At 57.7% G+C, this 12,475-nt stretch carries 10 protein-coding genes; all 10 read left to right on the top strand.

Going from position 1 to position 12,475, the window contains the following annotated elements:
* A partial coding sequence (locus KQI84_19110; protein MCB2156993.1) for a hypothetical protein occupies positions 1 to 604 on the top strand: 604 nt, incomplete at its 5' end.
* On the top strand, positions 604 to 1,797 hold the full coding sequence (locus tag KQI84_19105; GenBank protein MCB2156992.1) for a hypothetical protein: 1,194 nt from the start codon (positions 604 to 606) through the stop codon (positions 1,795 to 1,797). The genes KQI84_19110 and KQI84_19105, both read left to right, overlap by 1 nt.
* 442 nt (positions 1,798 to 2,239) lie before the next feature.
* Complete coding sequence (locus tag KQI84_19100; GenBank protein ID MCB2156991.1) at positions 2,240 to 2,857, top strand: hypothetical protein; 618 nt, start codon at positions 2,240 to 2,242, stop codon at positions 2,855 to 2,857.
* A 407-nt stretch (positions 2,858 to 3,264) separates the two neighbouring features.
* Positions 3,265 to 4,371 (top strand): hypothetical protein, encoded by a 1,107-nt coding sequence (locus KQI84_19095; GenBank protein ID MCB2156990.1) that lies wholly within the window; start codon positions 3,265 to 3,267, stop codon positions 4,369 to 4,371.
* A 67-nt stretch (positions 4,372 to 4,438) separates the two neighbouring features.
* Positions 4,439 to 5,248, top strand: coding sequence for a 5'-methylthioadenosine/S-adenosylhomocysteine nucleosidase (mtnN, locus tag KQI84_19090; protein MCB2156989.1), 810 nt, complete (start codon positions 4,439 to 4,441; stop codon positions 5,246 to 5,248).
* Positions 5,249 to 5,361: 113 nt separating this feature from the next.
* Positions 5,362 to 6,192 (top strand): ATP-binding cassette domain-containing protein, encoded by an 831-nt coding sequence (locus KQI84_19085; GenBank protein MCB2156988.1) that lies wholly within the window; start codon positions 5,362 to 5,364, stop codon positions 6,190 to 6,192.
* 9 nt (positions 6,193 to 6,201) lie between these two features.
* The gene (locus KQI84_19080) at positions 6,202 to 7,377 is read left to right on the top strand and encodes an MCE family protein (protein MCB2156987.1); all 1,176 of its coding nucleotides are present in this window, start codon (positions 6,202 to 6,204) and stop codon (positions 7,375 to 7,377) included.
* Between the two features lie 53 nt (positions 7,378 to 7,430).
* Positions 7,431 to 9,068 (top strand): hypothetical protein, encoded by a 1,638-nt coding sequence (locus KQI84_19075; protein ID MCB2156986.1) that lies wholly within the window; start codon positions 7,431 to 7,433, stop codon positions 9,066 to 9,068.
* A gap of 54 nt (positions 9,069 to 9,122) precedes the next feature.
* Positions 9,123 to 10,685, top strand: a complete 1,563-nt coding sequence (locus tag KQI84_19070) for a glycosyltransferase family 39 protein (GenBank protein ID MCB2156985.1) — start codon at positions 9,123 to 9,125, stop codon at positions 10,683 to 10,685.
* Complete coding sequence (locus KQI84_19065; GenBank protein ID MCB2156984.1) at positions 10,685 to 12,460, top strand: DUF2723 domain-containing protein; 1,776 nt, start codon at positions 10,685 to 10,687, stop codon at positions 12,458 to 12,460. Before KQI84_19070 ends, KQI84_19065 begins: the two co-directional genes overlap by 1 nt.
* Positions 12,461 to 12,475 lie beyond the last annotated feature (15 nt).

Genomic DNA, 12,475 nt, shown 5'->3' with positions numbered 1-12,475 from the left:
AGCCTGCACCGAGGTCGGGCGTCGTGTCCAGATGTGGTTCGTGGGACGCATACACCCCGGTAACACCTTCTTCACGACCAAAGCATATCAGTACATGATCGATGCGCTGATGAAGGAGAAGAGACTCGTGCTCGCAGCCGATACGATGGAAGAAGTCGCCGAGTTCGTGAATGGCACGATGGACTATCGGGCGCAGATGAACCTGGCACGGAAGTTCTACCAGCACGATGAAGAGCCGACTGCCAAGGCGACCTTCTCCATCGGCTTCCAAAACGCGATGGACGAGTACAACACAGCAGACACTGACGAGGAGAAGATGGCAATCCTCCTGGAACTCGCCCGCTACGGATTCGGCGTCAAAGAGCGTGACACCGTCCGACACATCTACGAATTGAGCACGAGCTTCCCGTACTCGCAGGAACTTGCGCATTACCATCTCGAAATCGCGTGGTTCGCCGCGAACAATGAAGCCGAAGCCTCCTTTGGTGGCACTGCCCAGCAAATTCTCCAGAATGCGATCGACGCATATCCGGATCATACGTTGGCCGAAAAGCTCGCCGAACGAAAAACGTTGACTCAGGAGTTGATTGGAGGGGGCGAGTGATGGAATTGGCAAAGCAAGTTCTGATGAGACGTCATGGCCCCTTGATTCTACTGGCTCTACTGACGTTGGTGAGCGGCCCCGTGATTGCAGTGAATCCGATCGATGATGGTGGGGACTTGATTGGTGATCCGACGCCGTCACCAACACCTCTCCCTCCCACACCCAGTCCGACACCCGCACCATGCAGGGAGTGTGCGGAGGGGTATTCACCGGCCGCAATAGTCACGGTATCGAGCGCTGGATGCGACAACGACGCCACGGACCTCGGTGCATGGAAGCCAGATCTCACCATCTGCGGCGGGGATGAGGACATCCCAATTATGGTTAGATTCCCTTCTCATGAGGAAGATTTCGATCACCTGACCGTGGAGGAGAAGAACGTCAGTTTCGTCGCCGAGTACAACGAGGATGCTGACTACTGCGTGAAGGACGGAGACAATACTGATCGATACGCCCTGGATCCCCGCTACTACTTCACATGGTCGCTTCCGGATGAGAGCACAGCCAATGGAATCGGCAGATCGTCCGCTTCCAGTGAAGTTCGCCTTGCATACAACAGTCAATACAGCCAGAAGAGAGTATCTGTGAGCATTGATGACAAGACCTGCAACTGCGACTCAATCCATGGAACCGATGTCGCTGGAGATTCAATCGATGCAGCCTCCAGCAATGTAGAAGCACTAGTTGTACTCTATCGCAAACAACTTCTCCCGGACCTGCCAGACCCCAAACCCGCCGAGCCCTATCATGACGATTATACGGAGCATCTGGTGAAGACTGTTTACGATGGTACTATCCAAACAACTTATTACTGGGCAGACATCCTTGGGGGCTATGAGAAGCTTCAATGTGGAGAAGAGGGGGGGAGCATCACAAAAGAACTCAGTATTACCAATAGCGAGGAAACAACGATTTCTCCCCAGTTGTTCGGGGCCATGCTCGGACAGCTTGGCGTCCAACATACGGAGGAGACATCGGTTTCTGTGGATTATCCGTTGGCAGAGTTGGATGGTCTTGCCCGTGAGGGACAGGTCGTCGTTCTAATGGCAAGAACGACTTTTCACGGAACTATATCCATATATAGCCGTTACCCCGACATTCAATTCGACGCCACGAGGTATGGATATTCATTCAATAAGAACAGGACTGCACTGAAAATCACAAACTATCCCTGTGGAGTGACCTGTGAATAACTGCGCGAGCATTTACAGAGTTGGATCGCTGCTGCTTGTTTTGGCCGTATCTATGGTACGTCTGGCAAGCGCTCAAGCAGGACCAGACGATCGGGATGACCGGGAGCGGTTCAGGGAGCACGTGGTTGAAGAGATTGGATCATGCCTCCAAGACAATCCCGACTTTGGAAACTTCACCAAGGAAGAACGCCAAACACTCCTTCGGCTTGCAGAAGAGGGTGGGGATATTCCGACTCCACTTCGCATGAAGATCGATGCTGCGTTGTCTTCAAAGATGTCATCGTGTGTCCGCGCCATGGTCTTCTTGCTCGTAAGGACAGGGAGCGCTCATGACTTGAAGAGCTTCCCGCCCGGGCTGCAGAGGGTCGCGTTGGATGCTTTCTTATTGAATGAAACTCCCCCTGCTTTCGATCAGGAAGTCAGGGAAGCCCTGTCAGAGCAGATGAAACTGCTCAAAGGAAGAGTCTACTGGGGCGGGGAATTTGCTCGGACCCTTGCGGCTTCTTATCCCTATGAACAAACAGAGCCCTATCTTCGCGAGGTACTGGATGCCTGTTGGAAGTGGGGCGGAAACTATCCGGACATCTCGGCTGCCGGGGCGCCTGAAGCGGCGTGGCCCAGTCAAACGGCAATCGATGCCATCAAGAAAAACTATCCTCATCAGTTTCAGCCTTTCATGGTGCAGCAATTGACCGGGTTGGAGCGCTTGCTGGATCGACAGATCCTGGTGGAAGCGAACCCTGACTGGAGTCTTGCGAAGGGAATTGAGCCGGCTATCCGGCAAGTTGTCGAGGCTGCAAACCACGCGCCGGAAGTCGTCTCCGCGCTCGGGCAGGAAGCCCAGCGCCTGGAGGGGCTTGCTCAAGTCCTGCAGGCCCGGCACGATGCACAGGCCAAACAGGCCGATCTGAAGGGCTCGGAAAGCGAGTCCATCCCCACTGAGGAAGAGGAACAATTCCGCCTCACCGAGTGGAAGGCCTCGGAACTGAAAGAGATTGCAGACGCCATGCGTCGCCAGGCAGAGGCCATCGAACGAAGTGCTACACTGGACTCGGATTGATGCGATGAATCGAATTGCTGAACCCAGGAGGGCGTTCATCGCCCTCCTTCTTTTCACTTGCCTGGCTCCCTTTGCCTTCGCCCAGCAGCGCGTTGGCGTCATCTGTACGTTTGCTGAGCAAGAGGCGCGCATTGTATCGACGTGTTTCAGTGCCGATGGGCAGTATACGAGCTTGACCATCACTCCTCTGCAGCAGATGTTCACTTCATGTGATCACACTTGAATTTGGACCTGCAACCTCGAAGCACTCTATCCTGAGGAACAAGTCCAATGTTTGCAGCCAGGGAATCCGCCACCGTGGGGAGTGGATGAGGAGTACTTCCGAAATCACATGGGGGGGACAAATGTATTCAGATTCAAGTTGGAACGCGATTGCTGTGCCGACTAGATTTTCCAGAGGTGAGAAGATGGTGACACTTTCCAGGATTCTCTGCATAATCGGTATTCTCTCTATTTCTGCTACCCTCTTTGGTCAGTCGTCCAATGACCAGACAAGTGGGTTGGTGGACTTCACGATTTACTCTACAAACTTCATGCGGAGTTTGGAGTCTTATCCTTTCGATGATTCGCAGTCCGAGGACTATGCAAGTCAGATTGATGAAGCTATCGCGACCCGCAATATGTCTCCGGAACTGAGGGAGGAATTGGATGAGATCGTGGTTTCAGAGCGGGGATGGTCTCTTCACGCGATTGCACTTCTGGTGCACTGCGACCAGATCCAGTCTGTAGAGGACTTGCCTCCAGTAGTTGGGACAAGACAGCAAGCAATCGAGGCATTTGCGGCCGCGTACTTAATTGCGGCCGGCAAGGGAGGACCGGAAGACAGGTCGGTCCTCTTCCGCACGCTGAATGCATGGAGTGCACAGGTTGAGCATGGAGCGCTTCCGTTCATGTCCGGGTCGGTGTATCGGCCAACCTTGATTGTCTCATTGCCGATCGTGTTGGAAGAAGACTATTCAAGCGTCAAATCACTGCTACCCGTATTTCTCATGGAGCCATTGCTGGATGTAGATGGTGAGGCTAGCCTGCGAGCGGTCTTCTTGGATCGTATTGTCAGCGAATATGCTGGGGAGTGTTGTGACTTGCTGCGGCTTTACCTGGAGCAAGGCATCACCCAATACATGCCAAAGGCGGCGGAACGTCCTAAGGTCATCCGATCGGGAGATTATAGTTCCCTCGTCTCAGAAGTTCTCAAGTACTATCGGGAATTGTGTCCGAACTCCACCCAGGGTCTCTCCGAGGTTCGCACCTCATGGGAGGACATGGTTGCGGATCTTAACGATGTCTCGGAAGAGGAGCTCCCGCAACTCTTGGAAGAGCAACAGGAAGAGCATAGGTCGACGGCTGAGATGCTTAGGAGTGGGAAGCTGGACGCAAAGGATCTTGCCTCGTTCCTGAAGACTAGCAATGAATCAACAGAGAGACTGCGTGTTAAGATCGCGCGCACGTGGACGTACGGTGAGCTCTTGGATTCCATCGCGGCCTTAGAATCGACGAGTGCCGAAACCAAGTAGGACCTTGCCGGAGCGCAGTCGCTTTCTCTCTTTGCTGCATTCGCGATCTGGATTTGAGTGAGATGATATGAGATATTTGACGCAATGGCAACTCGCGAGATACCTCAAAGTCGAGCCGCAATCAATCGGACAAAGGAGGGCGTTCGTCGCCCTCCTTTTCCTCATTCTCCTGGCTCCCTTTGCCTTCGCCCAGCAGCGCGTTGGCGTTATCTGTACGTTCGCTGAACAGAAGACGCGCATTGTCTCGACGATGGAGACGCCGACTGATTCGGTTGTCGCCGGACGCGGGGTGACGGCCGGGCGCATTGGCGACCTGGAGGTCGCTGTCGTCGTGTCGCCGATGGGGATGGTGAACAACGCGATCTCGGCCCAGGCGCTGGTGGACACGTTCGAACCGGATGCCCTAGTTTCCATCGGCATGGCCGGTGGGCTGCAACTTACCCCTGGCGACACCTTCTACGCTTCCCGCGTCGTTCAGCACGATAAGGGCACCATCGAGGTCTACGGCCAGGTCTGGTCGCCGATCCCCTCGGACCCGCGCGTCGAGTTTGGCTGGATGGCGGACGGGATCGCGGAGGTCCTCGACGGAGCGGAGGTGACCAGCGGGACGCTCGTCAGCGGTAGCCAGTTCATCAAGTCGGCAAAGAAGCGCGATGCCCTCGTGAAGAAGTTTGACGCGTTGGCGGTCGACATGCAGGGCTCGGCACTGGCCGCCCTGGCTGGGCAAAACGGACTGCCGATCCTGATCCTCCGCACGATCAGCGACCGGGCCGATTCCGGCGCCCGAGCCAGTTTCCAGACATTCGCCGAGCAAGGCGGCGCAGACGAGGTCGACCTTCTTCTCCAACTTCTGCAAGTCTGGCAGTTCAAAGAGTAGCATCGGCCAAACTGCCCGCCAGTCCTGTTGACACACCGCGGGGGAGTCGGGAGTTTGGGATTCGATGACCCCGTCGCGGCGGGGTCGCGATTGATGCTGTCTGCGAGCCGCTCATGATCCAGTTGGACAATGTGCACAAGGCATTCGGCCCCAAGCTCATCTACCGAGGGTTGGACCTCGACGTAGAAGAGGGGGAAACACATGTCATTATCGGGCGGTCGGGAGAGGGCAAGTCGGTCTTGCTCAAGCATATCTGTGGGCTGATCGGGCCAGACAACGGCCGGGTGATTGTGGACGGGCGCGAGATCAGCATCTGGGACAAGGAATCGATCCATCACGTGCGCGAGCGCGTCACGATGGTCTTCCAGATGGGCGCGCTGTTCGACTCGCTGACCGTGCGCCAGAATGTGGGCTTTGCGCTCGATCAAAGGAAGAAGCGTTCGACGGCCGAGATCGATCGCCTGTGCCAGGAGCTCCTGGAAGAGGTCAACCTGCCGGACACTGGACACCTGCTGCCGGCAGAGTTGAGCGGCGGCATGCGCAAGCGCGTCGGTCTGGCTCGCGGTCTGGCCGCCGAGCCCAAGATCATCCTGTACGACGAACCGACCACTGGTCTCGATCCGGTGACCAGCGAGGTTATCAACGAATTGATCGTTCGAACGAACCATCGCCACGGTATGACGGCGATCGTCGTGACGCACGATATGAAGAGCGCATACAAAATCGCAGACCGGATCAGCATGCTTTACGAAGGACGAATCATCTTTACCGGGACGCCGGAAGAAATCCGGCGGACGTCTGATCCGGTGGTGCAGCAGTTTATTTGCGGCGAAGCCCGCGGACCGATCACACAGACCGAGTCGGAGGACGTCCAGAGACTGTCCACCGCGATGGTCGATCGTTCGCTTCTGGTTCGCCGCTTGAAGTCAAAGGATCACGAATAAGGAATTGCCATGAACAAGAAACGTGGACGGCTGACTTCCGATACGATCGTTGGACTCTTTGTCCTGATCGCATTCGTGGGACTGCAATTAATCACGTCGGTCATCGGCGGATTCTGGGCGGGAAACAACTACAATCTGAACGTGACGTTCGAAAGTGTCAGCGGCCTGGAAGTTGGCGCGCCCGTCCTTGTTGCGGGCGTGCGTCAAGGGCGCGTCACAGGCATTGAATACCGTCCGCTCGCAAAGCCCACAACGCAGGTTCAGAAGAAAGGCGAGACGGCGCACACCGGCCGCGCGCCGCGTTCCGGCGATGTGATCGTGACCCTTCGTTTGCCGGATGAGGTCACTGTGTACGACAACGGCAAGTTCCGTCTCGTTCAGCAGGGCTTTCTTGGCGACAAGCGCGTCGAGATCGACCCCGGCTCGTCACAGGGCGGCCGGCAACTTACCGATGGAAATTACATCACGGGAGAAGCGGCGTTCGACATGGAGCGCGTCTTCGTGAAAGCCGATGCCGTCGTTACAGACTTGCAGGCAACCGTTTCCAGCTTTAAGGACTTCATCACAGACGATGCAACGATTGCGCAGATTCGCGAGACGCTCGACAACCTGAACCAGTCGGTTGACAAAGCCTACGATTATCTGGAGCGCAACGAGGAGAACGTGGCGGCTTCGATCGAGAACTTCCGCGACGTTTCGAACAACTTGCGCAAGTTCTCCGTGCGCGCGAATGAACTCGCTGCCGAGGGTGGTCGCATCGACACGATGACTGCCGATGCGGAAGAAACGGTCGCGACGATCAAGAAGCAGGTCGCCCAGTTGACCGAGCAGGCGAACGTCACCATCGAGTCGATCAATCGCACGGTCAATAATGTCGATCAGCGCAGCGCGACCCTGACCGACAACGCCGTGTCATTCATGGGCGACACAAAGACAGACTTTGCGGAACTGAGCGAGAGCCTGAATGAGACGACGAAGAACCTGGACGCGGTGATCACGAAGATTCGTCGCGGCGAAGGCACTGTCGGTCGATTGATCACGGATCCCGAGCCGTTCGAGAATTTGAAGGAGTCGACGAAGGCCCTTTCCGACTTCCTCGTCGGGCGTGAGCAGCGCTTCTACGATACGACCGTTCCCTACGAAGACCTTCCAATCGCTCCGGCATCCGCGCCGGCCCAGCCCTGAGGATTGCCGTGCCGGATTCGTTGGATCGTTCTGAGAATCAGCCACGAGGCGGCTTGCACAGCCGCCTCCTTTATCTGTGGGTGGCGCTGGCGGTTTTCGTCGCGCACATGGCTGTGACCGGCGGCCATCTGCTCTCGCCCGACGGAGAACTGATGTTCCGCACGGCCGAATCGATTGCCCTGCGAGGCGAGCTTTCGATCATGCCGATCGAGTACAGCGAGGAACTCGGGCAACTTGTCGTTCCGCGTAGCCGCACATTCGCCACCGTTCCCGGCCCCGATGGGAAATTCTATGCGCAGTATCTTCCCCTGCAATCGGTGCTGAGCGTCCCCCTCGTTTGGCTGGGACGCGCCACGCAGTCGATCTTCGCGGAATCATTCTACGCAACGCTTCCCACGCAGTACCGAATGCAGGATCCAAACGTCGGCCGAGCCTGGCGTCGGGCTGTCGTTGTTGCGCTCTTTAATCCTCTTGTGATGGCTCTGACGGCGCTTGTGATCATGCGCCTGGGCTCATTTCTCTCCGACGGAAAACACCGCGCCGGAATGTGGGCTGCAATGCTCTGGGCGTTCGGCACCATGGCATGGCCGCACTCGCGATCATACTTCACCGAACCGCTTGCTGGACTGTTCGCGATGATCGCGTTGGATCAGCTACTTCGCTGGTACGTGACGCCTCTGAATGAGAGCTCTGCTCACAATCGCCTCCGCCAGATGACCGTGTTGGGACTTGCACTGGCAGCGGCGATTTGGACGCGGATGGATTCGCCCGCGATTGCATTTGGAATTGGTGTGACGCTCGTTCTGGCAGGAGAGTGGAAACGCCGTCGCGAATCGGCTTATGGGCTTTCTGCCGGCCAGTTTCCATGGCGCGATTATCTGCTCTCCGGTGCGTTGGTCGTCGGTTCTTATGCGCTGCTTCTCGCATTCAATAATTGGCGGTTTGGCGATGCCGGGGGAGTTACGGGCGGATACAGCGACCAGGCAGAGTCTGTGAAGTTCTCGACGCCAGTCTTCGTCGGTTTGCACGGATTCCTGATGACGCCGGGGAAGAGCATCTTCTTTTTCAGCCCGGTGCTCATTCTTGCGATCTGGGGATGGATTCTGACTCCCGCACAGAAGCGCTGGAGTGGCTGGATTGTCCTCGGCAGCTTCCTCCCCTTCGCGCTGGCGATGGTGAAGTGGCAGAACTGGAGCGGCGGTTGGGATTGGGGACCGCGGCACGTGTTCCAACTGCATGCGCCGTTGGTGCTGGGTGCCGTCTACCTGTTCCGCGAACCGATGCCGATGCTGCGAAGCGCCGCAGTGAAGGTCTTGTTCGCTGTTGGAATCGTCGTGCAACTCTACGGCAGCTCTCAGTCGCCCTTCGAGTTCTACCAGGAGTTCTACCGATCGAGCGCCGACGGCGTTTACTTCACGGTCGCCTATCGACCAGATGAACTGCCGACGGTCCAGTCCGACTTCCGAGTGCAGCGACGCGCGGCCGACAATCCGACTAGGATCTTAACGACCACGCCTGCGGCCCTTCCGGCCCCGCTGGCAGATAGCGTCTACATGCCGTCGCACACAGTCTGGGCCGGCTACGCGGCAATGCTGAAGGAAGGACGCTGCGATATCTGGCTGCTCGCCCGGATTCTTCCCGAGGGTCAGGATGTGCCAGCACTTGACGAATCTTCTGGCGTCCAGCCCTAGCTTTCCCGTTTCTTATTCAGACCTGAAACGTACCGCCCGACACTGAGAAACCCCATGAAGATCCAACCACCGCAAGTCATCGCCCGCGAGCTCGCCTATCCTCGGCGTGACCTCTGGGTGCTGATCGGTGTGAATCTCCTTGTTCGACTGATCCTGACTCCCCTGAACGCTGGGGAGTACACTGACGGCATCCTGCAAGTGCAACAATTCCAGGAGCCGGTCGGCATCTGGCCGCCGCTTTACACGACCCTGGTTTACCCGCTGCACTTCATCATCGGCTACCTGTGGGCCGGCCGACTGGTCAGCGCCGTCGCCAGCGCCCTGGCCGTCTGGCCGATCTATCGACTGACGCAACGTGCGTTCGGGACGCGAGCGGCGTTGTACGCGGGCATCTTCTACACTGTGGCGCCGATCAGCCTGCGCTGGGCGCCGCGCGTGATGACCGATGCGACTTTCAGCCTCTTCTTCTACTGGGCGATCGAGCGCCTCGCCTTTGCATCGGACGAGCGCGAAGTCTGGTCGGCGCGACGGGCTCTGTCGTTCGGGACGATGCACGCAGTGCTGGCTTGTCTTGTGCGATACCAGGGGCTACTGCTTCTTGGCCCAATCATTGTCGTTACTTGGATTGTGTGGCGACGGTTCAAGCATTTTCCACTCAAGCCCCTTGTCTGGTTGCTTGGCCTCTTGATCATCCCGCTATGGGTCTATTTGAATGGCTTCATTCACGGGGATCAGTTTGCGGAGCGTGCCTTTGGACAGAAACTCGCCACTTGGCGCGTGCTTCTCCTGAACGGTGAGGCCTTCGTCGCGTACACTCCGTATTTCCTCACCTATCCAGTGATGATCTGGGCAACGGTCGGGATGTTCTGGAGCCGGATGCGGCGTGGACCGTTCTTTGGCTGGACCTGCTTGTACGTGTTCTTTGTGCTATTGTTCGCCCAGTCCGCATTCTCCAGCTTCCAATCCCGCTATTTTCTGCCGCTGTACGGTTTCTTCTGGGCGCTGGCTGGCGCTGGAATGTGGGCCGTGCAGGAGCGCTGGCGAAAGCATCACCGCACCATCAAGCAGCGCCTTTTCCCTTACCTGATGATTGGGACCTTCGCATTCAGCGGCGGATTCGCGCTGTTGATGCTTGCGGGACAGCGCGAGGCCTTCGGCGATATCGTGGCGGCCTCGCGATTCGCGGGGGAGACTGCGGGGCCGGACACTCTGATCCTAACGAACGAGCTTTATCGAGAGGGACAATCCGGCAGCATTGCAGCCGACAAGGTGGCGTTCTTCGCCAAACGTCCGGCATCCTATCTCGGACCGTATGTACCGAATCGAACCGTGCAGTCCGATGCCTTTGGCGCTCGTTACCAGGAACCTGCCAAGCGCATTCCGGATGGTTCAATTCTCGTTCTCTCCAGTGCGTATGGGGCTTCTTACTACGAGGACTACCTCTCCTCGCAATATGAACTGGTTCCATTGCACGAGCCCTTCCAGTCCACGCTGATGCCATTCCTGCCGGATATCATGTCGCAGCCAGGCACGGCACAGAATCCCGCGGCGTGGCTGTTCCGATACGATTGGCAGAAATTCTACACGACAGTCTATCGAGTCGAAGGGCCGCGCTGATGCAGGAGCCTGGCCAGGCAACGCCGCGTCTCTGGGTTTCGCCGACCATCGTCGGCCTGGCGTCCTTCGCACTCTACGCCTTCACGGCAGCCCGCGATCCACAGTTCGGTGATGGCTTGGAACTTCTGGCGGCAGCCGCTGTGGGCGGTATTCCGCATCCTACGGGCTATCCATTGCTGGAACTTCTTCTCGCTCCGCTTGCCCATGGCGATGGCGCCTACTTCCGCGGTGCGTTGCTTTGCGCTCTCTTCGCTGCAATCACCGCCGCGATGATTACGGCACTCGCCGGCCGATTGATCCGGGACTTCGGCGGAGATGAAAAGTCGCGGTGGATTGCGCCCGCGTGTGGCGCCATCGCGGCTGCCTCGGCCTCGCTTTGGAGTTCCGCGACGATCATCGAGGTCTACTCGCTGAACGCCGTGTTCCTGACGGCGCTCCTTCTGGTTCTTGCCCCGAATCCCAACGAGCCACTCTGCCCGCGCAGGCTTGCACTTGCTGGCCTGCTGCAGGGATTGGCACTCACGAATCACCTTTCTTCACTATGTATGGCGCCGCTGCTGGCCTGGCGCATCTTGCAGGCCATTCAGCGACGCCACCGGCCTGCGATGTCCATTGTATTGCCTGCTGTGGGTGGGGTGATTGGGCTTCTCGTTTACCTCTATGTGCCACTACGGGCCGCTTCACATCCCCCGATCAATTGGGGGAATCCACAGAATTGGAGCGGCTTCCGTTGGCTGGTTGGTGGGGGAGACTACCGCGACGTTTGGTTTCTCTCTGCGCGCCAGGGAGTTCGGTTTACGGCAGGCCAGTACATTGCCTTTGCAGGCGGGCGAGCGTTGGAAGTGATCGCAACGTTCGGCAGCCAACTCCTGGGCGGCATCGGCGATTATCGACTCACGACGCTCATGATATCCAGCCCCCGGGCCTCGGCCTCGGCTGGCATGGTCTTGCGAGCGGCATTGGCGATTCTGATCGGTGGTGGGCTTTGGTTTGTTGCCGGCCTCGGCGCAGCATCGATGGCGCGTCGTAGCCGCGCACTGACGATTGCGCTGTGCGGACCGCTCTTTCTGCAGTTGATTTTCATCTTCACCTACAACATTCCGGACATCGCGGACTACTATCTTGGTCTTCTGATCGCTCTTGTTCCCTATCTCGCTGTCGGTGCTTTTGTTTCGATGCGGTGGATTGGTCGCCGCTTTCGCTACGAAGAGGATCCCGGGCTCTACCGTCGCTTGCACATCTTCGCCGCGCTTCTTGTCTTGATTGCAGTCCTGTCGAACTGGCGCGTGGCTGATCATTCCGGAGACGATCTGGCTGCTCGATGGATCGATCGACTCATCGAAGCCGTTCCCGAGAACGCCGTGCTGATTACGCATGGCGATGCGGACATCTACGGGGCCTGGTACGCAAAGTATGTTCTTGGCGAGCGTCCAGACCTCTTTGTGGCTGGCGCGAATTTCCTGCGCAATGAGTGGTACGCCTCGATGCTCCCTAAGAACGATCCCCTTGGTCGCCAGGCCATCGTTGAGCCGGGCGAGTTCAAGCAGTTCCGCCTCGAGGATCAGGTGGCGCTCGTGGCTCGAGGTCTGATCGAGCCGAATCTCGGCAAGGCGCCAATCGTCACGACCGATGCGGATCCACTGGTTATCCAGGGCCTGGCGGAGAAATATCGCGTTCGGACGATTGCCGTCCTGATTTCCGAGGAGGAGGCATTGGCGCTTCAAACCGAGCGGCGCGCGATGCCTCCAACAGTTCTCCTGCAAGTGGGGGAGTAAGCTGGACGCCCTCAA

Source organism: bacterium, from assembly GCA_020444065.1.
Lineage (GTDB): Bacteria > Sumerlaeota > Sumerlaeia > SLMS01 > JAHLLQ01 > JAHLLQ01.
Note: the sequence above shows the minus strand (reverse complement) of the source record. Positions and strands in the feature narration are given on the sequence as shown.

Excerpts from the sequence above, each read along its gene's own strand:
- KQI84_19095 (MCB2156990.1), top strand. The coding sequence starts at position 3,265 with ATGGTGACACTTTCCAGGATTCTCTGCATAATCGGTATTCTCTCTATT.
- KQI84_19065 (MCB2156984.1), top strand. The coding sequence starts at position 10,685 with ATGCAGGAGCCTGGCCAGGCAACGCCGCGTCTCTGGGTTTCGCCGACC.
- KQI84_19100 (MCB2156991.1), top strand. The coding sequence starts at position 2,240 with ATGAAACTGCTCAAAGGAAGAGTCTACTGGGGCGGGGAATTTGCTCGG.
- KQI84_19070 (MCB2156985.1), top strand. The coding sequence starts at position 9,123 with ATGAAGATCCAACCACCGCAAGTCATCGCCCGCGAGCTCGCCTATCCT.
- KQI84_19085 (MCB2156988.1), top strand. The coding sequence starts at position 5,362 with ATGATCCAGTTGGACAATGTGCACAAGGCATTCGGCCCCAAGCTCATC.
- mtnN (MCB2156989.1), top strand. The coding sequence starts at position 4,439 with ATGAGATATTTGACGCAATGGCAACTCGCGAGATACCTCAAAGTCGAG.
- KQI84_19080 (MCB2156987.1), top strand. The coding sequence starts at position 6,202 with ATGAACAAGAAACGTGGACGGCTGACTTCCGATACGATCGTTGGACTC.
- KQI84_19105 (MCB2156992.1), top strand. The coding sequence starts at position 604 with ATGGAATTGGCAAAGCAAGTTCTGATGAGACGTCATGGCCCCTTGATT.